At 61.0% G+C, this 24,513-nt stretch carries 18 protein-coding genes and 1 pseudogene; 6 read left to right on the forward strand and 13 right to left on the reverse strand.

Annotated features, from left to right (window positions below):
- Positions 1–205: 205 nt before the first annotated feature.
- Positions 206–670, reverse strand: a complete 465-nt coding sequence (locus tag CFE428DRAFT_RS15010; protein ID WP_042725034.1) for a DUF5069 domain-containing protein — start codon at positions 668–670, stop codon at positions 206–208.
- 292 nt (positions 671–962) lie between these two features.
- On the opposite strand from CFE428DRAFT_RS15010, the gene CFE428DRAFT_RS15015 reads away from it, so the two are divergent.
- On the forward strand, positions 963–2,360 hold the full coding sequence (locus CFE428DRAFT_RS15015) for a transposase (RefSeq protein ID WP_006980424.1): 1,398 nt from the start codon (positions 963–965) through the stop codon (positions 2,358–2,360).
- Between the two features lie 216 nt (positions 2,361–2,576).
- Here the strand turns inward: CFE428DRAFT_RS15015 and CFE428DRAFT_RS15020 are convergent, their stop codons facing one another.
- Positions 2,577–5,378 carry a LamG-like jellyroll fold domain-containing protein gene (locus CFE428DRAFT_RS15020; protein ID WP_006980425.1) on the reverse strand — a complete coding sequence of 934 codons (2,802 nt, stop codon included), beginning with the start codon at positions 5,376–5,378 and terminating at the stop codon, positions 2,577–2,579.
- Between the two features lie 293 nt (positions 5,379–5,671).
- Between CFE428DRAFT_RS15020 and CFE428DRAFT_RS15025 the strand changes: the two genes are divergently transcribed.
- Positions 5,672–6,022, forward strand: coding sequence for a hypothetical protein (locus CFE428DRAFT_RS15025; protein ID WP_006980426.1), 351 nt, complete (start codon positions 5,672–5,674; stop codon positions 6,020–6,022).
- 111 nt (positions 6,023–6,133) lie between these two features.
- Here the strand turns inward: CFE428DRAFT_RS15025 and CFE428DRAFT_RS15030 are convergent, their stop codons facing one another.
- From CFE428DRAFT_RS15030 to CFE428DRAFT_RS15055, 5 genes are all read right to left on the reverse strand, one after another.
- A complete protein-coding gene (locus tag CFE428DRAFT_RS15030; protein WP_006980427.1) occupies positions 6,134–7,489 on the reverse strand; it encodes an SGNH/GDSL hydrolase family protein in 1,356 nt (451 codons plus the stop codon).
- Positions 7,490–7,596: 107 nt separating this feature from the next.
- On the reverse strand, positions 7,597–8,019 hold the full coding sequence (locus CFE428DRAFT_RS15035) for a DUF3052 family protein (RefSeq protein ID WP_006980428.1): 423 nt from the start codon (positions 8,017–8,019) through the stop codon (positions 7,597–7,599).
- Entirely contained in the window at positions 8,006–8,575 is a 570-nt protein-coding gene (locus CFE428DRAFT_RS15040) for a GNAT family N-acetyltransferase (RefSeq protein ID WP_006980429.1), read from the reverse strand. Before CFE428DRAFT_RS15040 ends, CFE428DRAFT_RS15035 begins: the two co-directional genes overlap by 14 nt.
- 343 nt (positions 8,576–8,918) lie before the next feature.
- The gene (locus CFE428DRAFT_RS15050; RefSeq protein ID WP_006980430.1) at positions 8,919–9,548 is read right to left on the reverse strand and encodes a response regulator; all 630 of its coding nucleotides are present in this window, start codon (positions 9,546–9,548) and stop codon (positions 8,919–8,921) included.
- The gene (locus tag CFE428DRAFT_RS15055; RefSeq protein ID WP_157447523.1) at positions 9,545–11,707 is read right to left on the reverse strand and encodes a histidine kinase; all 2,163 of its coding nucleotides are present in this window, start codon (positions 11,705–11,707) and stop codon (positions 9,545–9,547) included. Before CFE428DRAFT_RS15055 ends, CFE428DRAFT_RS15050 begins: the two co-directional genes overlap by 4 nt.
- A 241-nt stretch (positions 11,708–11,948) precedes the next feature.
- Between CFE428DRAFT_RS15055 and CFE428DRAFT_RS15060 the strand changes: the two genes are divergently transcribed.
- Complete coding sequence (locus tag CFE428DRAFT_RS15060; RefSeq protein WP_042725036.1) at positions 11,949–14,366, forward strand: hypothetical protein; 2,418 nt, start codon at positions 11,949–11,951, stop codon at positions 14,364–14,366.
- Positions 14,367–14,567: 201 nt separating this feature from the next.
- Here the strand turns inward: CFE428DRAFT_RS15060 and CFE428DRAFT_RS15065 are convergent, their stop codons facing one another.
- The 4 genes from CFE428DRAFT_RS15065 to CFE428DRAFT_RS35705 all read right to left on the reverse strand — a co-directional run bounded on the left by CFE428DRAFT_RS15065 (position 14,568) and on the right by CFE428DRAFT_RS35705 (position 18,331).
- Entirely contained in the window at positions 14,568–15,185 is a 618-nt protein-coding gene (locus tag CFE428DRAFT_RS15065; protein WP_131989558.1) for a hypothetical protein, read from the reverse strand.
- Between the two features lie 524 nt (positions 15,186–15,709).
- A complete protein-coding gene (locus CFE428DRAFT_RS15070) occupies positions 15,710–16,093 on the reverse strand; it encodes a hypothetical protein (RefSeq protein WP_006980434.1) in 384 nt (127 codons plus the stop codon).
- 117 nt (positions 16,094–16,210) lie between these two features.
- The gene (locus tag CFE428DRAFT_RS15075) at positions 16,211–17,335 is read right to left on the reverse strand and encodes a Gfo/Idh/MocA family protein (protein ID WP_042725038.1); all 1,125 of its coding nucleotides are present in this window, start codon (positions 17,333–17,335) and stop codon (positions 16,211–16,213) included.
- Between the two features lie 123 nt (positions 17,336–17,458).
- A complete protein-coding gene (locus tag CFE428DRAFT_RS35705; protein WP_006980436.1) occupies positions 17,459–18,331 on the reverse strand; it encodes a formylglycine-generating enzyme family protein in 873 nt (290 codons plus the stop codon).
- A gap of 487 nt (positions 18,332–18,818) precedes the next feature.
- Here CFE428DRAFT_RS35705 and CFE428DRAFT_RS33730 point away from each other — a divergent pair.
- Positions 18,819–20,612, forward strand: a pseudogene (locus CFE428DRAFT_RS33730) (serine/threonine protein kinase); the annotation flags it as partial.
- A 331-nt stretch (positions 20,613–20,943) separates the two neighbouring features.
- Here CFE428DRAFT_RS33730 and CFE428DRAFT_RS15090 read toward each other — a convergent pair.
- Positions 20,944–21,180, reverse strand: a complete 237-nt coding sequence (locus CFE428DRAFT_RS15090; protein ID WP_157447525.1) for a hypothetical protein — start codon at positions 21,178–21,180, stop codon at positions 20,944–20,946.
- Between the two features lie 230 nt (positions 21,181–21,410).
- Positions 21,411–23,345 carry a glycoside hydrolase family 16 protein gene (locus CFE428DRAFT_RS15095; RefSeq protein WP_006980439.1) on the reverse strand — a complete coding sequence of 645 codons (1,935 nt, stop codon included), beginning with the start codon at positions 23,343–23,345 and terminating at the stop codon, positions 21,411–21,413.
- A gap of 109 nt (positions 23,346–23,454) precedes the next feature.
- On the opposite strand from CFE428DRAFT_RS15095, the gene CFE428DRAFT_RS41105 reads away from it, so the two are divergent.
- Positions 23,455–24,003 carry a PspC domain-containing protein gene (locus CFE428DRAFT_RS41105; protein WP_006980440.1) on the forward strand — a complete coding sequence of 183 codons (549 nt, stop codon included), beginning with the start codon at positions 23,455–23,457 and terminating at the stop codon, positions 24,001–24,003.
- Between the two features lie 53 nt (positions 24,004–24,056).
- Positions 24,057–24,395 (forward strand): hypothetical protein, encoded by a 339-nt coding sequence (locus tag CFE428DRAFT_RS33735; protein WP_006980441.1) that lies wholly within the window; start codon positions 24,057–24,059, stop codon positions 24,393–24,395.
- Positions 24,396–24,513: the final 118 nt, after the last annotated feature.

Below are 24,513 nucleotides of genomic sequence, written 5' to 3' on the forward strand. Positions count from 1 at the left end.
AACCGGACGATTTGAGCAGGTCTTTCAGGGCATTTTCTCTGTAAACATCCGCAGTAACACGCAACACGAAGTGAATAACGCTACTCATTTGTAGCGTCTTATTCTACTTATCAATAAATTTGTCATGCGCGGCTGGAGTTCCATGTTCCAGCCGATCAGCGATTAGGAGATGGCGACGCCCGGAAAGCATCGCCCCTTCCATCGCTTACTGCGCGGCGTCCACCTTCAATCGGCCTTCATCGACATCGATGAATTCAAACATCGTCTGCACCGTCCCCGGCGGCAGACCGATCTCCGCCAGGCGCTCATTGAGCCGCTGCGTCCCCGCGTCGCGCCAGCCGCGCTTGAGCATGAAGGCATTCCACACCTCGATCTCTGTCTCGCTCGGCCTCCGCCCATGGGCAAACGCCCACTCCAGCAATTCCGCATCGGATTTCCTGCCCTTCAGCGTCTCCGCCTCCAGCGCCGCGTAATCGAGCTGCAGAAATTCGCAGCACCGACCGTCGAAAGCCCCTTTCACCGCCCCGCGCATCGGCTGCCAGCCCTCCGGTAATTTTCCCGCCGCCGCGAGCCGGATTTTGTCCAGCATCCGCCCGAAATAAACGAGACCATTGACCTGCTCAGCCGGGCTCCGCAGCCCGGGAATAATCGTAGGGTAAGGTAGAGGCATGACGGAAGAAAACACGTTCTGCCTTTCCCGACAACCCACCTGCGCGTCACAAGTCGAGCCACTGGCAGACAGCGCCATTGTGGGGCGACGATCCTGGCCGCCGATCAACTCTAAACAGAGGCAAGGGTGTTTCGGCTCAATTTGACGCGTTCGTGGCGTGAGGAAGCAAGCGATAGCCAAGTAGAGTGGAAGCGGCATCCTGTTGCTTCACGTTGAACGATTAGCGGCTGGAAGTTGCTGTCGGACTTAGGTTTATACTTGACTTTATTGATAAAAGATACATAAACGTATCATGGCGACGCGTTTTGTGAATATCGATCGAGAGACCCCGATGTTGCTGCCGCCGGACATGAAGGATTGGGTGGCCAAGGATGACTTGGTGAGATTCATCGTGGACGCGGTGGAGACGTGTGATGTGCGGCTGGCGCGGGTCAATGCACGTGGGTCGGGCGATCGGCAATACCCGCCCTCGATGATGTTGAGCCTATTGATCTATTGTTATGGACAGGGGCTGTTTTCGTCCCGGGCCATCGAGCGAGCGACCTACAGCCATGTGAGCGTGCGTTACCTGTGTGCCAACGAGCATCCCGATCACGATACGATTGCCACCTTTCGACGGGAGAACGCGAGCTTGCTGGAGAGTTGTTTTGTGGCGGTGCTGCAACTGGCTCGGGAACTCAAAGCGTTTCATCGGCTGGGCACGGTCAGCGTGGATGGGACCAAACTGGGGGCGCGAGCCTCGCGGCGTTCGAACCGGCGGCGGAACGAATTGGAACAAGAACTGGCCGAGTTACAGACCCAGATCCAAGAGTTGCTGCAGCAAGCCGAAGCAGCCGATCGAGAGGAAACCAGAGCGCCGGGTGAAGCTCTGGCCAAAGAACTGCAAGACAAAGAGCAGCGCCAGGCGTTGTTGCGCGAGGCCAAGGCGCAATTGCAAGCGCGGCAGGAAGCCTGCAGGCGGCAGCGTCAGGAGCAAGCCAGAGGAGAAGATCCCGAAGATCCCAGCGCGCCGAGTTGCCGGGTGCGGGGAGCGACGAGCGCGGAGAAGACCGCGCAGACCATGGAGGAACCACCAGCCAAAAAGGATGCGCAACGCTGTATCAACTTGGTGGAACCCGAGAGCCGGCTGATGCGCGATGCCCACGGAGTCTACCTGCAAGGCTACAACGCCCAACTGGTCGTGGAGGCTGGGGCCGAGAGCCGCAGCCAATTGATCGTCGGGGTGCATCTGAGCCAGGATGGCAACGACCGGCGGGCCTTGGGAGAGACCCTGGCCAAAGTGCCCGAAGCGCTGCGCGCAGAGATCACCCACGTGGTGGCCGACACGGGCTACGACAACACCGATCTGATCTACGCGGTGGAAAAGAAATGGGCAGTGACAGTGCTCTGTCCCCCGCAGAGCGCGACCGCTCCAGAGCCCCCCACAACCTACCGGCTCAAGAAAGTGCAACAGCGGCGACGGCAAAGTGCCCAAGAGATGAGAGAGCGCCTCGAGCAACCGGAGAACCAGCGACTCTATGCCCGGCGGGCCGCGGCCAGTGAACCCGTCTTCGGTGTCCTGAAAAACGTCCTTGGGTTCCGGCGGTTCCGGCTCTTTGGGTTGGCCAAAGCGAAGATCGAACTGCTGCTGCTGGCCACCGCCTACAATCTGCGCCGCCTCGCTCAACAAGCGGCTTTGGCCCCGAGTTGAGGGACTCCCGTAAGGAAATGGCCCTCTTCGGCAGCCTTCCTACTCTGTGGCTACGCAGCCCAAACGCGATCAGTCTCCCACATCTTCAAGAAAACGCGCCGTAACCTAAAAACGGCGACCCGCCACTCGCTCCATACCGACTGACTCCAAAGTCCGACAGCAACTGGATGCCGCTGCCACTCTGATTTTCCGTGCGTCCGATTAAATTGGAATGTTCTACCTTAGCCGCTGAAAAACGTCCCGGACCGCGCTGGCCGGCAGCGCGTAGTTATAGATGCGGAAGTCCGCGATCCGTCCCTTGAACAAAGGATCGGGGAATTGGCTTTTGCCGATGTAACATTGCGTCTGCGTGAAGAACGGATGGAGAGTGATGGGTGCGCTACTCACCGCCTCGCCATCCACATAGAGCGTGCCAGTGTCGCCGCTCAAGGTGACGGCGACGTGCGCCCAGCGGCGCGGCTTCAGCGCCGGTGCCTCGAGACGGCCGGTGCCTTCATTGCCACGACTGGTGGTGATTTCGAATCGCATGACGTCACCGGCTTTCGGGGTCAGCATCATATACTTTGTCACGTCGCCGCCGAAGTCGAAGATGCGCTCGTTGTTCTTCTCTCCGTCCCAATAAACCCAGGCCGCGATGGTGATGTCTTGATCGTTAGCCACGCCGACGGGCAGCGTGAGATAATCGTGAACGCCATCCAGTACGATGGCTTTTCCATTCCCCATGCCCAGCGTGTAGCTTGGGTGACCACTGGCGACGGCGTCCTGGTGACCGACGCCATCCTTGGTATTTCCGTCGAAATGATATTGCGTCACGAGCTTGTTCGCGACTTCCAACTCGGCACTCGTTTTGCCCTTCCACCCGCTGGAGCCATTGCTCGCCACCACATAGTAGTAAGTCGTTCCGGCGGTCACATTCGGGTCGATGAAGCTGGTATCTTTTTCCCCAACCGTGCCGATGGTTGTGTAAGGTCCGCCGCGCTGGGTTGCGCGCTGGATCTGGTATCCGTCGGCATGCGCCGATCCCCACCACGAGAGCGTGATCTCGTTCTCGCCCCAAAATCCGCGCAACCCGCTGGGCGGTGCATCTTCCTTCAGCGGATCGAGCGTGTAAGTCAGCGTACCGAAGCCGAGCCAGTCATAACCTGACGGATGACCGGCCGGATTCGGTCCCGGTTCGGGACGCACTCTCTCGGCGGCCTCCTTCACATAGGGCGCGGCAATGCCTTTGCGGTTGGCATAGTGGTTGTAAACCAACTCCCACATCGGGCCGAGGACAGACCCTTTCGCCACGGTCGCCTCCGTGTATTTCAAATCAGCCGTGCGATGCGGGACATAGGAAACTTCATATCCCAGATTGTATTTGGCCACATACTCCCAGCCGCGCAGCAGTCGATTGTTATCGTAGCCGAAAAGGTCGACTCCCTGGTTCCAGGCGATCTGGCAGAACTTCGCCATGAACTCCCATCCCGTGATATTGTGCGGTTGGTCGCGCCCCATCTCCTCCGTTTGTCCGAGGCCGTCCGCGAAGACATAACCCACGGCTCGCTCGACGCAGCCATTGCTCACTCCTTCGTAAAAGTAGTCGAGCGCTTCGTTGAAGGTTTCTTCGTCGTCAAGGAATACCCCAATGGCCAGCATCGATGCCATGTTACAAGTATCCCAGTTGAGCCGGTAATGCGTCCCGGGCGTGCCGTTGTGCTTTTGCAGAAAAACGCGATTCGCCTGCAGGAATAACTTCATCATTTCCTGGCAGGCGGCGAAATCGGCCGGCTTCCAGCCCGGATAGTCGCGCATCATTTCCGCCCCGCAGGCAAATTCGTAACCGACGATCCCAGCGCCGAGCGCATAGTTGCTATTCCCCGTCGGTGGCTTCTTCATCGTAGCCGACCACCGATTCAGCAACTCCACCGCTTTGTTAGCATAAGCCTTTTCGCCCGTGATTCGGTAACGCAGCGCGCATTGGTAAAGCGTCGCGGCGTCTTTCTGCGAGGGCGTGTAGTTATTCTGCCCGTTGATACCGCGAACGATTTGCGGCACTGGCCGAATGGGCGCCCCCAAACCGTGCGGACTCTTTTCGAGCAATTGCCAATCCTCAAACCACGGCTGCTGGTGGGCCTTCACCTTCGCGGCCATGCGCTCGAAATCCTCCTTGGTGTGCAGGGCGCCGGGATGGACAAAGCGGCCGGACTTGCGCACGGGATGCTGCGCGATCGCCGCCGTCGGTCCCTTGGAAATCGGCGCGGGCATGCTGGCCGTCGCGGTCGCCACCGGCGCCGCCGACTCGGGACGATTCATCTCCACCGTCGCGAAATCGAGCAGGTTGGTCGCGTCGATGGGAACGCGCGCGCCGCCACCATTGTAAACCACGCCTGCAGTGCGCGGAGTCAGTTCCACGAGTTGCACCTCGGTGCCCACGGGAACTTTCACGGAACCGTAAACTTTCCCCTGCACCACTGCCGGAAATTCGGTGGTCTTCAGCAGCGTGACCTCCTCCGGCCAGCGGTCTTTGTTGCGGAGCAACCAGGCGAGCGGATCGGGCGCAAGCTTCTGCGCATCCACGAGGGGCGCGGCTGCCGCCTCGGGCGCCGGTGTCGCCATTACGGGTGCGGGAGCTGCCTCAGGCGGAGCGATGACTGGTAACGGCGTCCCATCTGGATGGATGACATGGACCGGTTGATCGCGCCAAACCCACTTGCGAACCAGCGGCATCCACTCCGCACGAAAGCCGTAACCGCATCCCGCCGCGGCGATCAGCAGCACGAACCAGAATATTCCCTTCCCGCCCGAGCGGCCGTCACCCCCGGTCACTGGCGGCGACGTCGCCCTCCGTGGTTGCACCACCGGTCGCACGGCAGCCGTGCGGGAATGCACCGTCGCCGCGGTCGACTGGCCCACCGATACCGGATTCAACTCCGGAAGCAAAAGCGCCCGCGCGCAAAGAGGACAGCTCATGACGTCCCCGGCCAAGGCTTCATCCGCTTCGATCGTTCCCTGGCAATGAGGACAGTCGATCGTCATGGCTGGAGGCACAGTTGATCATCTCCATTCCTCCGGCGGAGGAATGGACCGTCCACCCAGAGCCGGGTGGTGAATGGCTTTGAAACAAAAAGGGAGGGGATCACGAATCCCCACCGTCGAGGAGTCACCAAAACCGTCGAGTCGCATCTCTGGGTGACAAACCTGCTGCGGCGCACGGTCCGCCGGGGCCACCACCCCAGGGCACGGATGGCCTAAAACTCTTCGCGTCTTTGCTTTCTTTTTCGCCGGCTTTTTTATAACAATCCTCCAACCCCACCACCCCTCCTAACACCATGAAAAACCTCACCTTCCGGTTCCTCGTTCTTCTCTGCGCCTTCCTGGTCGTCGGCGCTCCACTCGGCTTCTCCGCGGCAGAAGACCGGCAAGCGCACATGGAAGCGGCGCTGAAAGCTCTGCAGGAAGCCAAAAAGTCGGACACCCCCGCGGCATCGTTGAAGACCGCCAAAGAGGAGTTGCACAAGGCCCGGCATAACAAAGCCGGCGAGCGCCTCGAATCGATCCAGATGGTCGATGAAGCCCTCACCGAAGCTCAAGCCGGTCATCACGAAAAGATGATCCAAAAAATCGACGCCGCGATTGCCGATATCCACAACGGCATGGCCCACGCCCCCGGCCGTCGATAGGTCGGCGGTCCCGGGATTACGGAATTTAGCCGGTGGCGAAGGCCACCGGAACCCGCCTCCACCACGATTCGCCCTGGAAGGGCGGCGGAAAGAGCATGGCGCAGAGGAGAATCAGAACCCACCTCTCGGCGCACCGCCTTCGACGATGACCAGTTTCTGAATGTAAACCGGCACGTCATTGGGCGCGTGGGCGAACGAACGGAAGATGCCTACAAAGGCCAGACTCGCTTCCGGCGGCACCGGACATCCCGCCATCACGATCCATTTCCAATTGTCCCGCGCAAAGAGACTCGAGCCGGTCACCTCATCGCTGGAGTTGGTAGTGAATTTCACCTGGATGTCCTGATCCGCCGCATCCGGCACATAACACAGCACCGCGATGCTCACTGTCTTCCCCCGCACCCGCGCCAGCGCGGCGCCGGTGATACTGATCTGCAGCCCGTCGTTTTGCGTCACCCCGCCCAGCGCCAGTGACCACGGTGCGCCGCGGAAGGTGTGTTCGGTATCCTTGCGCACGGTGGCGCCGTGGATGATTCGCCAATGCGTCGGCAGGTCCGCCGTCCAGTCGCGCAGATCGCCATTGGCGACCAGCGGTTGGTCCACCGGCAAGTTCGCCCAACAAGCCACCGGCACGCTTTCTTCCTGCGCTGCGGTCGACTCCCACGCGTGCGTGAGCTGTTGATAGATCAGTTCATAACCCGCCGCGCTGGGGTGGACATTGTCCTGATACAAATCGGCACGCTTCTTCTGCTCGAGAAATGGCGAATAGCCATCGACCAGCGTCAAAGCCGGCATGATAGCCGCGACGGCCAGCCACCAATCGCGGACGCGTTCGTAGCCATCGTTGTCCCTCCACGGGTTTTGAATGATGGCCGCCTGGGGAGTTCGCGGAAACTCCATCGCCACCCGCCCGATGGGCGCCAGAAAAGAGCCGCGTCCGTACGGAAAATCCTTCGGCGCGAGGGCGGCCTGATGGTTGTGCCCGTGGTTCCATAGGACGAGATCGGGCGCCTCATGATTCAGCGGCGCGAGCATGTTAGCCCAGCGAGAACCGTCGATCATCCGCTGGGCGAAAGCTCCCGGCAGCACGGCATTGAGCACCGTGAAAGTCGCCTTCGTCGTCCCCTCGGAAATGACAATGGGCTGTGCGCCATAGTTCTTCGGACCAGTCGGCGCACTCGTCACCCATTCCGCCCAGTACCATTCCAGGGTGCGATGAGACGGATACTGCGTTGCCAGCCAGCGAATGAAACGCCGGGTTGCGGAATCCTCCCGATATCCCGTGCTATCCGAGATGAGCAGCAGCGTCGCCGACTGTCCCGCGGCCAGCCTTTTCTTGAGGACGGAAAAGGCGTTGACCGGCGGCAGACCGGAGCCGCCGTGAGCGGGAGTCGATTGCGCAAAAAGACGGGAAGCCGTGCCGCAAGCGGCCAGACTGTAAGTGAGAAAAGTGCGTCGAGGGATCACGGTGGGAAAGGAGACCGAAAGCGGTGTAACGGTTCATTCTCTGCCGTGCTATCTCCAAATCGTCGGTAGACACATAAGTCGCAAGCCACCGCATATCGCCTTCCAGGCTAACCTCCACGCAGCTCTTTACGGACCACGAGCTTCAGGCCGCTCCACACCTCCGTAACCGCACAAACCTTGATATCGACCCACCCGAGGGGGAGCGCGAGTTCGCGAATGACTCCGTCGCTCACGGACGTCGGAACTCCCGACGCCTTTTTGGGCCACGAGATCCAGAGGCTGGCCTCGGGGTTCAATTTGTGGCGCAGGATCCCGAGTCGCTTCGCGAGTTCCTCTTTCCGCGTGACGAACACTTGCACGACATCGACCGTGGCATCCGCTTTCTTCACGAAGGTGACGCCGGCCGGCAGCGGCTCGAGAAGAGAAACATAATCTTCCGGCGCTGCGATCAACAGGACGCGATGCGACTCTTTGAGCCCCAGCTTTTTCACCAGCGGGGTATTCGAGTAACCAGGACTACGATTCTCCATGGGCGAGAGAATGGGAAAGATCGGGACCGATTTCGGGATTGCGCTTCCGATAGAGAACATGCGGGCTGAGCGGAGATTCCTTCGGCAAGGATGGATGGAGAAAGTCATCGCTCTCGTTTCGAGTGAACCCGAGCCGTTCCATCAAACGCCGTGAGCGGGTATTGAGGACCGCGGTGAAGGACACTAACTCCGGTAGTTTCAAGTGGTCGAAGGCGAAAGACTCCGCCTTCAAGGCCGCGGCGTAGGCGATCCCTCGCCCCCAATACTCGCGCCGCAATCTCCAGCCAATTTCCACACAGGGCGTAAAGTGAGCCGCAAACCGGGGCTGACTCAGACCGGTGAACCCGGCGAAAGCGCCCTCCACCTCGACCGCCCACAGTCCCCAGCCCCGCTGCGCAAAGCTCGTGCAAATCGACTTCAGGAACTCCGCCGATTCGGCCGGAGAGAGAAGCTTCGGAAAGAATTCCATGACCTCTGCGTTCGCGTTCATCTCGGCAAAAGGTTTCAGGTCGTCGTCTCTCCACTCACGCAGTACGATTGAGCCGGCGATTTTCATTTAGGGGCGATCTTCAATTTCGGCGAGAGCGGCGAGGAGGCGATCGAGGAACGGACGCTCTTGTTCCAGGAAGGTGCGGAAGGCGTCGGCGCCGCATTTCCGAACCGCGCGTTTGGCCAGCGGCGTGGAGAGGCGGTCTCTCGTCGGACTTTCATAGGTTGGGTGGTTCGCGCGCAGAAAGTGCGTCGTTGATCTCAGAGAGTGTACCGAAAGTCGGACAAAAGGAATTTTGACCACGGATTTCTCGGACTTCACGGATTAAAGAATCTGCGGCGGCCTCCAATCCGTGAAATCCGCAATCCGTGGTCCTTCCTCCGCTCACATTGAATTTCGGTACATCCTCTCAGTCCAGATGCACAATCCCGCGTTGGATCGCAATGGTCGCAGCATGGGTGCGATCTTTGGCGTTGAGCTTCTGCAGAAGGTGCGTCACATGGATTTTTACGGCCGATTCCGTAATCTCCAGGCAGCATCCGATCTCCTTGTTGCTGCTCCCTTTCACGATCTCGAAGAGGACGGACTTTTCGCGCGGGGTCAATTCCTCCCGTCGCATTCGCGCGGCCAGGATCGCCGAGATCTCCGGCGGAAAGTAGGGCGAACCGGCGTGGACCGTCCGAATCGCGGTGACGATTTCGGTGCGGCGCGCGTTCTTCAGCAAATACGACTCTGCCCCCGCCTGGACCGCGCGGAAGACGTCTTCCTCGCCGTTGAAGGCCGACAGAATGAGGATGCGCGCCGTTGCGTCCGCGGCGCGCAGGGCCTGTGTGACCTCGATGCCCGTCATATCGGGAAGGCGGCAATCCAGAAGCGCCACGTCCGGCCGATGATGCTGGTAAAAGGAAATCGCCTCCTTTCCGGTATCTGCCTCCGCGACGATCTCAAAGTCGGGCTCGAGCTTGAGCGAAGTCGCCAGGCCCATCCGAACCATAAAGTGGTCGTCGGCCAGCATGAGGCGGATGGGGCGTTGGATCATGCGCATTGCGCCTCCGGAGAGGGCAGAGGTTTTGCGGTTGCTTCCACGGTTTGCCGCCAGGGAATCCAGACGGATATCGTCGTGCCCGCGCCGGGTTCGCTTTCCAGGACGAGCTGGCCGCCGATTTTCTTGGCGCGTTCGAACATTCCTCTTAGTCCAAAGTGGGCGACCGGCAGTGCGCCTGGCGAGGGCACGCGAAATCCGGCTCCGTTGTCGTGGATCGTCACCATCAGGCCTTGAGCCCTAAAAAGGACTGCGATCTCGATCTGCGTAGGGGACCCGTGCTGCAAGGCGTTTGCGGACGCCTCCTGCACGATTCTCAGCAGATGATTTTCGGCCCCGCCTCCGAGGCGCCGCACTTCCCCCTCCAGCGTCACTCGTAGCAGGGTTCCCCGTCTCTCCGTGAGCGGCTGCACCACTTCGTGAATCGCTGCGACCAATCCATCCCGCGCCAGCGTCGGCGAACGCAGATCCCAGATGGCCAGCCGCGTCTGATCCATGCTGTGGGCAGCCATTTCGCGGGCGGTTTCCAGGAGTTGCTGAGTATCTCCCTCCTCCGTCTTGAGCCGCACCGCCACCGCATCGAGCTGGATGGTGATGCTCGCCAGATGCTGGGCCAGACTGTCGTGCAATTCCCGCGCAATGCGCGTGCGCTCCTCCGAGACGGCCGCCCTTTCCAATTGCGAGCGGATGGTTTCCATCTGTTCGCGAACGCGTTTCCGCAGCAGATACACCCAGCCGAGCGCCGCCGCGCTGACCAATGCCGCCAGCCCGAGCGCAATCCCGATGCGCCGAACCGTCCACCAGGGCGCGGCTTTCAGCACGGTGAGATCCCCACTCGTCCGCAGCTGGATTTGATAACCAACTCCCTGCTCTCCGAAACGTCCTGCCATGGGAGGATTCCGCAGGAGGATGCCCGTGATGCCTACTCTCGTCCCGGGCTCCAGCACCCGGACCGGCGCGCGGTCATTTCCCCTCGGTAACATCACCTGGACAAAACCAAATCCGGTCCGGACCAGCCAGGCAGCCTCGGAAAGGCCGCGAAAGGTCTCCACGATCTGTCCTTGCGTGACGATGAGATGCCCGTGGAAATCCTCCTTGAGGATATTGCGATCCGGGATGTGCAATCCGTCCACCGCCGGACCATGCGATAAAACGCGAAAGATCGCATCTTGCAGGACCCGATAGCCATTGGCTCTCTCGACTACCCCCACCGTATCCACCCAGTCGCCCAAAGCCGGCGCACCCGGTTGGGCCGATTGCACGAAGACCGTGCCGTGCACGTGATCCCCGGCGTACAAATTCAGAAAAAAGCCGTGTCCCTCGCGCGCAAGAGTGACCCGGCCCTGGACCCGGGTCGGTTCGCGGCGCGGAAGCGAGTCCCGGGAGAAGAGCCCCTCAAAGTGGGTCACCGGACATGATTCAAAGCGCTCGGCAAAGGCCGCCGGATCAATGCGGATCTCACGAATGGACGGAACGTCGAGAGTGGTGCGAACCGCCCCGGTGCCGGGCGCCAGCGCGGTGCCGAGGACGCCTCTCGCCTCCACGGGAAAACCGATGAGATGCCGTGGCAGTCCCTCCAGCGAGGTGTAGCCGGGAATGAAGGCGCGCAGCCGGGCATCGCCCGAAACGAGTTCCACCGCGGCCCGATCCCCATCCAGGGTCACCGACTCCACCCGGGCTTGGGTGGAAACCCATTGGGCATCGAAGGTCGCATCCCGCAGATCCTCCAATGCGACCGGCTTGGGGGTCGGCAGCGCGCCGTGACCGAGGAGGCGAATTCCCGCCCGGGACGCGGGATCCGTGACGATGATCCGCCCCACATCTCCCGCAGCCGTCTTGCCGCTGACTTCCACTACATCTCCCGGCCGCACCTTCGCGTACCATAGCGACACGTAAATGCCCGCCGTCTCGTCCTGAATGAAGCTGAGATATCGAGTGGGGTCGTGATAGGTGATGACCCCGCGGATGGTCGCCGGATGAGCCCGATCCGCTTCTGCCGCATCCATCTCACGAATCGTGCAGATCTCGGCGCGTGGAGGCGCTTCTCCCAAGCTCAACCGTGGAAGCGCGGTGGAAAAAACTCCAACGAGCGCGGCGAAGCATACGGGGGAAAGACGCACGGCCAGCAGCTTCGACGATGCCTCACGGACAAACAAGCCGGGACTACCCTAGACTTAAGTACAGGTTCGGGCCTGCACCAATGCCAGCGTGACGACCCCTAAGGCACAGCCGCACGATCCGAGCTACCGGCTCCCGTGGTCTCGCTTCGTCCATGCGCCGCATGCACCCCGCGACTCCCTCGATGCCGGGTAACTCCATAACCCTCCGATAAACATGACTCGTCCCGAACATACGATATCTCGACTGAAATCTCCCTGCCTTCGCCGCTCCGGCGCGTTGCTGTTCACTCTTGCCGCCGGACTTTTCCTCCACGCGGATGCGCTAAATGCGGCCGCGCCCACCATGGGGATCAATCTGACCAACGACCGCCTCTTTGCGGATGCCATGCGCGGAGCGCGTCCCAATTGGGACAGCCCCACCCATTACGGGGACGGCACTGGAGTCGTGGGCCTCGATGGCTGGCCGGCCGCCGATGCCTCCATCATGCTCTGGGAAGGAGTCGGCAACAACGACGGCAATTACTTCATTCAGTTCAATGGAAAGGCCAAGCTTGGCGCCAGCTTCGGCTATGCTTCTTTCTCGAATCAGATGTGGGATCCGGCCAGCAATACGACCACGGCGTGGATGACCGTCACCTCCAACGGCGTGCAAAACTTTTCGCTCGTCTTCACCAATACCCAGCGGACGGCCTCCAGCGCGGTCGGCACCGGCGTCACCAATGTCAAAGTCATGCGCCCGCTAACCGAAGGTTCCACCACTGCGCTCGCTGCGACCGAGATGTTTACCGACCAGGCGGAAAACTTGGTGAGCAAATTCAAGCTCATCCGGTTCATGGATCTGACCGGGACGAATGGGAACACGCAAACTGCCTGGACCGATCGGATGCTGCCCTCGACGCGGAAGCAGAGCCCGCTCGCCTGGGAGCACGTCGTCCGGCTTTGCAACGATACCAACTGCGACGCCTATATCAATATCCCCGAGAGGGCGTCGGACGACTACATCACCAAGCTGGCCCAGCTCTTCAAGTATGGGAGCGACGGCGTCAATCCCTACACCTCCCCGCAGGCCAACCCCGTCTATCCCCCGCTGGCCAGCGGTCGCAAAATCTATATCGAAAATAGCAACGAGGTTTGGAACGGAAGATTCGGACAGTTCAACGACAACCTCAACGCGGTGAAGGCGGATATCGCGGCGAACAACGCGGAATACGCCATCCTGAATTTCGACAACCTGCCCATGACCGGCCCGGACGCGAGTGGAAACTATCTCAACCAATACCCGCTCTGCTGGCGCCGGATCGCCAAACGCCTGGCCGATATCAGCAACCTCTGGCGCGGAGTTTGGGGCGATGGCGCCATGATGACCACCATCCGGCCGATCTTCGAGTTCCAGTACGCCAACGCGCAGAACACCGCCGTGGACGGCATGGATATCATGGACCGTTATTACGACAACGGTGATAACATCGCCCATGTGGCCGTCCCGCGGCCGGTCTCTTACTATTTCTGGGGCGCCGGTGGGGCCACTTACTTTGGTGCCGGAGATAACAACGCGACCACCATCGACGGGATCTTCGCCTCGGGAGTTCCCTACAGCAGCTTCGCCACTACCATCGCCGGGGAGACCATCTGGCCGAAAGCCTACGGTCTGCAGGCCATCGCTTACGAGGGCGGCTGGTCCGTGCAGCAGTCTGGTGGCAACGGCTACTCGAATCCGGCGGGCTCTCCCGCCTGCGAATCCAAGTACGATCCGCGCGCCAAACAGGCCGAAATCGACGCGCAGAACATCTTCAACCAGTGCGGCGGAGACGTGAATGTCTTCTACGCCTCCTCGGGAGTTCGCACATGGATCTGGGGCATGACCGATAACATCTTCACCCTGGCCTCGCCGCTCTACGACGCCATCGACGCGCTCAACGCCAGCACCCAGGCCGCGCCCACCGTCGGCGCGGCGGTGCCGGCCACGGGAATTTCCTCCGGCAATACCACCGGCCAATTCACCGGCCGCCGGAACTTCTTCATCCGCGCGACCGCTGACGGTTTGTATAATGTGACCGCGAACATCGCGGGCCCGACGACCGTGAAGGTCTACGTCGACGGACGGTGCATGGGCACCCGCAGCCTGACGAGCACCGGCACCATCGCCCCGGTGGCCTGCGGTCTCACCGCGGGGTTGCATACCGTCTCCTTCCGCAATGTCTCCACCTACACCTCGGCGTTCACTTCGTTCGCGGTCAATTCCGGCGCGGCCGGTCTCACCATCCAATACGAAGCGGAGGATCTGGTGATTCCCTCCGAGACCAGCCCCGCCTGGCGGATCTTTTCCGACCCGGCGGCCAGCGCCGGCTATGCCACCGTCCTCGACGCCACTGCGCCCGGCGATTTCATGACCCTGCTGGTGCCCAATGTCGCTGCGACCGTCTATCGCATTAAACTCGGCATCAAAGAATTCAGCAGCCGCGGAATTTCCCAGATGTCCATCGGCCGCGCGGATAACTTCGCGGGAACGGCCGCGAATGTCGGCGCGCCCTTCGATGAATATCTCAACGGGATTTCCTTCACCGAAATCGACCTGGGCACATGGTCGCCGGGAACCACCAGCGACAAATGGTTCCAATTCAAGATCACCGGGAAAGATGCGGCCAGCGCCGGCTATTCCGCCGCGTTTGATTACATCAAACTGATCCCGCAGTAAGCCTATCCAGTCGATCGCTCGACGACAGCCAGGGCAATGCCCAGTGCATTGCCCTGGCTTTGCGTTTTTTGTGCAGATGTTCGTCGATCGAATTCGCGACCGCTTCCGGAACAATTACCTGATGCCGCGATTATCTTTCCGGGACGATTCCTTAATGACGACGATCGTCAGAACTTCACGTCTCGATCCATCGCCCCGCGCTTAATGTTGTTCGAAAATCTCCACGTTGGGCGGCGGGTGATAGAGGGTGCCGCCAACGGCGTAGTGCGTTTGGCGTTCGCGGCTGCGCTGGTCGAACTGCGTGGCCCGCGCCGTCTGCCCATCCTTCACCGTGATGCGCGTGAAGTAATACTTGAAATGGCTCACATATAATCGCTGGCTGATCCCCTGGTCGTCCGTGGACACATAAGTTGTAATCCACGGCATGTCACCCTTCAGGTAATACTCTCCGGCAGGTATTCCGCGGAAGGAGAAGTTACCGTCGCCATCCGTGTTCACGGCCCATTCGTATTGGCTCAGACGCTTGTCCGCGGCCCGGAGATTTTCCCCATTGATAAAGCGCCGTTGGACATTCTCCGTGGTGTAGGCATTCACCGGCACGAGAAGGATCTGCTGGAAATGCGGGTAAATCGTTCCGTGATTCTGCGTGTCCACCGAGACCTGCCCCGTGACGACTCCCGTCCCCTTGCGCGTCATGCCGCCGAAGTCCGCCGGATTGAAGGCCGTTTGCCGCCCCACCACGCAGCCGCTCCACATCCAGACCGTAGCACCAAGCAACAGAGAACAGATCGCCACCCGAGAGAGACGAGGCAGATTCATAATTAAAGAATGTTTCCGCCCTTGGACGCCGAACCCGCCGCGGTTGTTCATCGCGGAAGGGTTGCTCTGAGATGGGTGATTAAGATAAAGCGCGGAGGCAAAACTCCGGGGAGCGCACTTGTCCCGAGTGCTGGCGAAGGCGTCCCCGCCTTCGCGGACTTTTCAGGGCATTGCGCGGAGGCTACCCGCCCCTTGGGTTCCAGAGACGGAAAAAGTTCGTTTCGGCGAGACGCCTCTTCGGCTTCGCTCAGGGCAGGCGAAACCAGCACTCGAGACCGAAGAGGCGGAGGGGAATAGCGGAGGCTGGTTGATGGGCGAGCGTGCGCTCCCCGAAAGTTCTGCCGCCATACGCTCACTGACATCCATCATCTCACGACTGACGGAGCAGCCTGGTACGCCGTGCGCGAACCCGATCACCGTGAGCAAACAGGTCACCCAACCGTACCACGGAGTCACCCGATACCCCTGTTACGAAAGCCTCAATTTATTTCACGGTCTCTCAAACCCAGGCGTCTCCGCATCGATCATGGCTCATAATAGCGATTCCCGGCGAAGTAGCATTCTTCGGTGTGAATCGCCACGGTCTGTTGCACTCCGGTATCATCCGGAAACGTAGCGTAGAGGATGATCTGCAAGCGCAGCGTATCGCGGTAGCCGTGCCCCTGCGTCCAGATCCCTTCATATTGATGCGTCAACGAAAGATCGAGCGTTTGGGTGCTGAACGTATAGACCGGTTCCCCCGGACGGGCGATTTGCTTCGGGGTGAAATTCTGAACCGTGGCTTGCCGGTCGCCCAGTTTTTGAGTCACGGGATCGAAATCCCATTCGAATAGCCCGGTAACAGTGCAGTTCTCCGATTGAAAGAGCGTCGGCGATGCGGCGAAAATGACAGTCCTCGAGTTGTTCATAGCGCTCTCTCTTCTAACGTCTGCCCCCTTTTGCGGGCGAGAGTATTCAGCGGAGGCCTCCTTTGCCTACCCGCCATGTTAGAGTAAGGGCATAGGAGTCAGGCATCATGCCCTCGGTCAGCCGGCCTTGGCCGGCAAAGGATACGCGAGCGCTGGGAATGGCACGTGGCTCCGGCCACTTTCGGCCGCGGCTTGCGCGAGCAGCGTTGCCTGGGAGACATGCAACGATTCCGCGGTCGTGCGCAGCGGGGCTTTGCCTTCGGTAAGCAAGGCGATGAAGTCCTTGAAGGGATGCGGCGATTCCGCCCGCAACCCCTTGGCGTCGAGATGACGCTCCGCCGCGCCGGAGGGCCGGAGCGTAAATCCCCCTTGATCGCCGAACACGGCGTCGCCCTTGGTGCCCACCACGTTGCATTTCCAACCGCCCGGATGGCCGGCCGGCGAGAAGTAATCGACGTGGCCAAAAATCGGCGCCCCGCCCTGGAGTTGGAACATCGCGTCACCGGTGGTCTCAAACTCCGGTTGTTGCGGAAACCCGACCTTGGCGCGCGCGCCCGAGAGCACTTCGACATACGGCCGGCGGGTGATCCACTGGACGAAGTCCACCCCGTGGCCCATGAGATCGTTGATGATGCCGCCGTGCATGCCCGGCACGAAATACCATTTCGGCCGCCGTTCGTAGCTCAGCGAATGCGGGCCGGCAAAGCTGCAGCCGACGATCTCGCCGATCTCCCCCTGCTGCAGCAACTCCGCGCCCTTTGCCCAAAAATGCCGAAGGCTGAAATCCACGTGCACCTCGAGATGCTTCGCGGCGGCGACCTTGGCGATCCGCTCCAGCTCCTCCCCGTGCGTGCATAGCGGCTTGTCGGAAAAGACGTGCTTGCCGGCCTCCAGCGCGGCGATCGCCGCCTCGCCGCGACGCCCGTATTCCTCGGCCACCACGACCACGTCGAGCGGCTCCGCTTCGAGCATCTGGTGGTAATTGGCGTACTTCACCGGAATCCCGGAAATCCGTTCGCCCTCCTTGCGGTTCTGCTCATCGTCATCCGCGATGGCGGCGATGGTCACCCGAGGATCGGCGGCCGCCAGTTTCATGACCGCGTAGACATGGCCATGCTTGAGCCCGGAAAAGCCGATGCGCAGGCGCGTTTCCGGAGCGGCCGCGCCAAGGCAGGCGCCAGCCAGGGTGAGCGAGGAGCCGACGAGGAATTCGCGCCGGTGAAGGGAGGTGTGGGGAGTCATGGGGGAAGTGGAATGGTCACTCAATCGGTGGCGGGCTCCAAGCCCGGATTCGGTGTTGTGATCCAGCATTACCAACTCGTCTATGCAACCCGGGCTGGTTTCTCGACGGCAACGAAAGACCGGCTACCGTTCGGAGGATGCGATTACGCAGCGGAAGCTGGTGCTGTCATATATCGAAATAGGTTGTGTGCTGTAGCGACGGGACGACAGCAGATCCCCCCTTTCGCTGGTGTGCCAGCTGGCGCCGCGCAACACCCGGGCCGAACGACGTTCGTCGGCAAAATCTCCACACCATTCGACGACATTGCCGCCCAGATCAAAGAGGCCGAAGCGGTTCGCCAGGAAGGAGCCGACTGGCGCTGTCTCCACGAAATTATCCCGGTAACCCACCAGCGGATTCTTGATCCAGGCATATTTGCCGGCCGCTTTGACCGGTTGCAGCTCTTCACCGGCGAAATTGCCGGCCCTTGCCGGCGGGGGCCATTGGGTGCCCCACGGAAACGCATCGGTAAGCTTACGATCCTTTTCCATGGGCAGCTTAGCCGCATCCTCCCGCTCCCCGATGCCCACTGCGCAACTCCATTCATGGTCACTGGGCAGGCGATAACACCAGCCCGTCGTGAGGCGGTGTGCCGCCAGTTCCCGGAGAGTCAGCCACTGGCAGAAAAGCGTTGCGTTAGTCCAGCTCACATTCACCGCCGGATGAGTCGGTCCTTGCTGGAAATCGGGCTTCATCCACGGAGTCTTAATCTCTTGGTGGTAGGCCTCGTAGTCCTCCACGCGCGTATCCCACACGCTGAATAACACGAGCTGCCCATCGCTCGGCCCGCCTTGAATCGGCACGGGGACGAATTTCATACCCAAGGAGTTAACAAATGGCTTTTCCTTCGTCACAGGACCCAGCAGCCAGGCAGAACTAGCGGGCGGGCGATCTTTATGCGGTTCCCTTTTGTGCAAAATCAGCATTGCCCCCATGGCCAGCACGACGGCCGCCATCACAACTAACAAGACTGATTTCCTCGGCGGCGATGGTGTGGCCTGCATAAGCGTCAATTTCCTCTCGGCCCAAAGAAAGCCGGAGGGGCAATTTTGGTCAACATTTCGAGAACAGGGGCAGCCGGTATTTGTGCGACCCGGAATTGGACGGCGGCCCTCCATCTCTTCCTCGTTCGGGACCTGATGTAGCTCCGCGTCATTCCACATTCCACCCGCGCCGCGCCCGCCAAAAATGGTCGCGTTCCCGCCGTCGTTTTGCCTACCCTGCGCCTCCAATGACCCTCGTCGGGCAAACACTGGGAGAATTCGAAATCCTTGAAGCCCTTGGCCACGGGGGCATGGGTGCCGTCTACAAGGCCAGGCAACTCTCCTTGAAGCGCCTGGTCGCTTTGAAAACTTTGCAGCCCGCCATGGCCAACGATGCGGCTTATATCGCCCGCTTTCAGCAGGAGGCGATCGCCGCAGCCAGCCTCAGCCATCCAATCTCGTCCAGGTTTACTCGGCCGGTCAAAGCGAGGGTCTCTACTGGTTTTCCATGGAATATGTGGAAGGAGAATCGGCCCGGGCCAGGCTGCAAAGCGCCGGCCGCATCGAGCCGCAGGAAGCCATCACCATCGCCATCTGCGTGGCCACCGCGCTGCAATACGGCTCGCGCAAGGCTTCCCTAATCCACCGCGACATCAAACCGGACAACATCTTCCTGGCCCGCTCCGGTGAGGTGAAGCTCGGCGATCTCGGGCTGGCCAAAAGCGCCGCGGACAATCAGGGACTCACCTCCACCGGGCATTCGCTGGGCACGCTCTACTACATCAGCCCCGAACAGGCGCGCGACTCGAAGACCGTGGATTTCCGGGCGGATATCTACAGCCTCGGGTGCACCCTCTTCGAAATGGTCTCCGGGAGGCCGCCCTTCACTGGGTCCAACGCGGCCGCGATCCTGCTCAAGCATCTCACCGAGCCGGTGCCGAGTTTGCAAGCGGCGTGGTCGCAATGTCCGCCCGGCCTCTCCGATCTCGTCGGGAAAATGATGCAGAAAGATCCCGGCGATCGGCCGCAGGATTACGCCACGCTGATCAGTGAATTGCGACACGCGTATGCCATGCCGGCTGAGCCCGCGCCCGCACCCCCGCCGGTGCGAACCGCACGGGCGGAAGCCGGGCCCGCAGCCGGGCCAGCCGCGTCACCGCCAGTCCAGCCCGGATCGAATGAGGTCGGAAGGGCCACCTACGTGATCGACCTCGACCTGGAAGCGTCGGCCGCGCCCGCGCCCGCGTCGGCGCGAGCCGCGCAACCGCCAATCCAGCCCGGACCGACACCCGATTGCGAGACGCTGCCGGAAACCCGCAGCGAACCGCCACCCGTCACCACCACCGAGGTCGACCAAGACACACTGCCCGTGCAGCCCAGACCACCGACTGCTGCCGCACCGGCATCTGCCCCGCAGTCCCAGCCGGTCGACGTCAGTGATTTGCGACTCGTCACTCCCATCGAGCTCCACCGCGAAACGTCCCCGTCGGCCAGCTCTCTCTTCATCCCCCCAGCGACCCCGGCGCGCCAATCACCCGACGCGGCCCCAACGCGAAAATCCCTTCCCTGGGGCAAAATCATCCTCGTTCTCCTTTTCCTGGCCACCGGCTGGTTCTACCTGACTCACCGCAGCCCAACGCCCTCCGCCTTCGACACCGAAGACTCCGCAGATTCTCCGAACCCGAACAGTGTCTGGCGGGACTGGGTGCTGGAAAGTCACCGCAATGGCTATTTCCTCTACAATCGGGAATTTGCGGATCACACCGTCGGCAATCACACCGAAGTGGTCTTCCAGAAACGCGCCTCCGCCAATTCCCAGGATACCTTCCGCAACGGGAAAATCCGCGTGCGCTGCGTCATCCCGCCCCCAAAACTCCCGGCCCAATACGTGCAATTTTACGTGCGCATGGCCCCGGATGCCAAAGGGGTGCTCCGGCGTTACGAAGCCTATATCACGCACGATGCTGTCGTCTTCGCGCTGAACGATTCGGCGCAGGGCGTCCACGAAATCACCCATTGGCCCGTGCCCGCGACCCCGGACCGGCCGCTCGACATCGTCATGGAAATCGAGGCGAGAAACAATACCTTCACCGTCTCCCTCAACCGCATGGTGGTTGGCACCGTTCGGGATGACACCATCCCCGGTGCGGGAACCTTCGGCCTCGACGGCCCTGCCGAGACGCGCCTCTCCACCCTGGCCTTTCTCAATCTCGATCCCCCCGCTCTGCCCATCCCTTTCCCAGTGACGAAGTAACCGGAGCGGTGAAAGCGGGGTCGACAGTTGCCGGTTAACAGGAGGAATGTCGGTCCATGTCAGGTATCAAGAGTCACCCCGAATATCGGGTGCTCTATGGCCAGCCAATGCTCGCCGCCGGCAAAGGAAGTGGCAGGCTGTCCCGGAGGGACAAAGGAATTTAGCCGGGGGTAGAGCGAGCTTGCGAGCGACACCCCCGGAACACGTTTCCAACACGAAAGCGCCCCGGAGGTGGCGCCGGAATTCTTCGCCAGCAGAAGATTCCTCCGCCCCTTCAGGGCGGGCCCGTGGAGGGACGCAATTCCGGTGGCTGCGCCTGTTCGCCTGAAGCTCACAGGCTTGCACACCGGCTAAATTCCGTTGTCCCTCCGGGACAGCTTGCCGCTTCGACCAGCCCAACTGAATCGATGCCAACTGAGATGCGCGTAAAGATCAGGGTCAGCGTCCCCAGCACGGTCGGGTAGGCGGTGATCGGCACGGTGTCCTGCTCGCGGGTGTCGATGAGGATCGTCGGGGCGAATTCCGCGCTCATTTTTCGCAGGGATCGAGAGTTGATTTTGGGGTCCATCCCCAAAGCCCGGGCAGACCCCGGTGAAGACCCCGAGGAGACAGGCGGTCCGTCCGACCGGCCCTATATAAATATAGGGGCGGTCAGACGAACCTCTCCACTGTCTTTGCGCCCGTTCACGGGGGGGCGTGAAGACCGTGAAGACGGCCGTGAAGACCTCTCTTGGTGCCACGTCGAATAGGCTCTGTTCGTGCAGAGAGATGTGAACTTCTCTCGTTTTTAAAGTGTTCTCATTTTGCCTTCGTCGGCGCTGCGAGAGTCGGTTCCGTCGATTTCACCCCGTCCGCCGCGGAGGCCAGATCCTTCCGCTGCCAGCACCGGACGTAGTCGATAACGAACTCATCCGGAAGCTGCGCGTCATCCAGGTCGTTGTTATCCCATCCACCCATCACGTGGGTGAACATCAGGTCCGATGGCACATCGGAAATGCGCGGCGATTCCCAGCGCGCCACCACCGAGCCATTGCAGTAAATCACGGCCTTCCCCGGAGTCCATAGAAGGCCGGCCGTGATGAACCCATCCTGGTCCGCGCCGGTATAAATCGTCGAAGAGCCGGTCTGTTTGTGCTCCTTCTCGTAACCGTCCCAATGGAAAGCGATGTTGAAGCGGTGCACGCCCCAGCGCGAAAGGAACTCCATCACATCGAACTCCATGGCGCCTTGTCCGGTGCTGGCCCGCAGCCCTTGCGCGCCGGAATCGAGGCCACGGTCCGGCATGAGCCACATGGCCGGCCATAATCCGGGCGCTTTCGGCAGTTTCATCCGCGCCTCGAAATACCCATACCGTTGCACCCACTTTCCGTAGGTATCCAGGAAGCCGGTGGCATAATCCGTCTCTGCCCCATTGGGATCGTCGTTGTGCCGGCCACGCTTCTTCGCATAGCGCAGCTTCGCCAGGCCGTTTTCCACGATCACGTTTTCTTTGCTGAAATGGCTCGTCTTGTCCCAGTAGTTCGCCGTGTAGACGTTCCACTTGGTCAGGTCGATGTCGTGGCCATTGAATTCCTCGTCGAAAGTTTGTGTCCATTCGCCCTCCACCGGCGGGCGCTTGCCGAGCCAGTCGGGAACAGTCACCACCGGCGCTTCGGCCACGATCGATTCCACTTCAAACGATTGCGCCCCCGCAGCGGCATCGCCCGCCAGGGTCACGGCGGTCACCGCGTCGCTGATGAATTGCGTCCCAGAGCCCTTCGTTCCATTCCACTCCGTCTTCGCCGAATTTTGGATGCCAGTCCACGGCGTGGAAGGGATGAAAGACACCACGACCTCGCCGGAAGCACCGGGCGCGAGCGGCCCTGGCGTGGCCGCCTTTTCCGTGGAACCGGGCTCACTCTCCACCCACACCGTCAGGGCTCCCGGAGTGGCGCCGGTATTCTTCACCTTCACCCGCACTTGGGTCGCGTCGCGCAGGTCCCATTTCCCTCGCGCCGGTTTGATCCGCACCGACTGATCCTTGCCCGAAAAGCCGATCTTCCCGGTGCTGCCATCTTCGGCCACCGCTGATTCAGCCCCGTTTTGGGCGATCATCTGGGCTGCGGTCACTTTTACCGGAGGGCCGAAAAGAACGCCGTTTTCCGGCTTCACCCGGATGGATGCCGGGTCAACGGGCGGCTGTTCGCCAGCGGGTCCGGCAGCCAACAGGCTCTCGAGACGGAACGATTGCACCTCGGTGGATTTGGTCGCGAAGATGAGCACTTGCGTCACCGCCGCCGGCTGGAGCTTGTAGGCCGGCTTGTGCCCGTAGGCGTAGCCGAAGATGGTCTTCACCGTGATTGTTTCGCCAGGCTTCAGGTAGGCGATTTCCGTGTCGTTCCCACTCGCGTTATCGACGCGCAGATTGAGCGCCAGCGGCTTTTCCCCCAGATTCACCAAGCGCGCTTCGATGTGGCCCCACTGGGACAGATCGATGACGCCACCGGACGGCGGCTTGATGCTCACGCCCGGATACTCTTCCCGTCCCGGCTGGATCGTCACCACCACGCCGTTTTCCGTTCCTCGCGCTGTCGTCACCTGCCCCGAGCTCGGCCTCAGCTGTGACTCCACTCCCGCCTTCATCTCGAGCAAAGCCTTTGGCGCTTCATCCGCCAGAACCGCGGCGGCAAAAATCGAGAACAGGCACGTGAAAACCGCTGCGCCGCTGCAATAGGACTTCGAGTGGATCGACATTGGGTAAGGCTACACGCAAGGCCGGAATAGCAAGCCCTCAGAAGCCGTGCTGCTCTTTGTCTTTCTTTCTAAATCGCATGAGCTAACCTGCAGTATCTCCTCTCGGCTTATGTCCTTCTGGTCCAACCTGAGAAACCTCTCTAAATCGAAATCGGATTGCGTGATCGGCGGCGTGTGTGGCGGACTTGGCGCCCACACCCCCATCCCCGCCTGGATGTGGGCGGGGCCGCCTTTCCTCGTCGCCCTGCTCGTCTTCGGCACCGGTGGACTGGTTTACATCATCCTCTGGATCGCCTTGCCGGAAGAAAAGCCGCAGCCGCCCCCCCGCCGGAAGCGGGAAAGTGGATGGTTGAGACTGGAGCGAAGCGACGGGTCCGCGGTGCCGTGGGGACAATTGATAGTTGATAGTCCGCCGCGCAGCCGCAGGAGCATCCGTTCCGCGGAGTTGTGCGAAGATTTGCTGCCAGCGCAGGCCGTTTTGGTATTTTCCTCTCGCTCCCGTGGGGGCTTTGGGAACGCCATTGCCGGGCAATTCCATTGCGTGGAAGGCGGCCGGATTCTCAGCTCTCGATCGCGAACGATCCTCCCCCATCCGCGAAACAGAGTTTCCCCGCTAAATGAGCATTCCCAAAGCCTCACTTTGGGAACGAGAGAATGAGAGAATTCCAACGGCTTGACGCGGGACGGGGTCTCCGAGAGGTTGTTCCCAGGATGAAGACCCTTCTCGCCGCCATTGCCCTCGTCCTGTGTCTGTGCTTTTCGGCCAAGGCCGAGACCAGTCCCAGGAATCACGATCTCTCGTATCACCATTACTCCCACGGTAACTACCACTACTATTCCACCCGCCACTACTGGCACGGACACTGGTACGGCCCGGGATACTACGGACCCACTGTTTTTGTCGGCTCGTCTTACTACTGGAGCGGCTACGGACCGGGCGTCACTGTCGTCGCCCCGGGGCCGATCTACTATCCGCCGGGCGGAGTTTGGCGGCACGGCCACTATTGGTATCACGGCCATTACTGGCACGGGACCTACCACCATCATTGATACCGCTCCCGATATCCGTCGCGCGGCGGGTCAACGCCTGCTAGTTGAGGGTTGAGGGTTGAGAGTTGAGAGTCCACCGTGCGACCCCTTTTTTGTCCGCTCCGCGGAGTTGCGCGAG

It is taken from the genome of Chthoniobacter flavus Ellin428 (assembly GCF_000173075.1).
In the GTDB taxonomy this organism is placed as follows: Bacteria; Verrucomicrobiota; Verrucomicrobiia; order Chthoniobacterales; family Chthoniobacteraceae; genus Chthoniobacter; species Chthoniobacter flavus.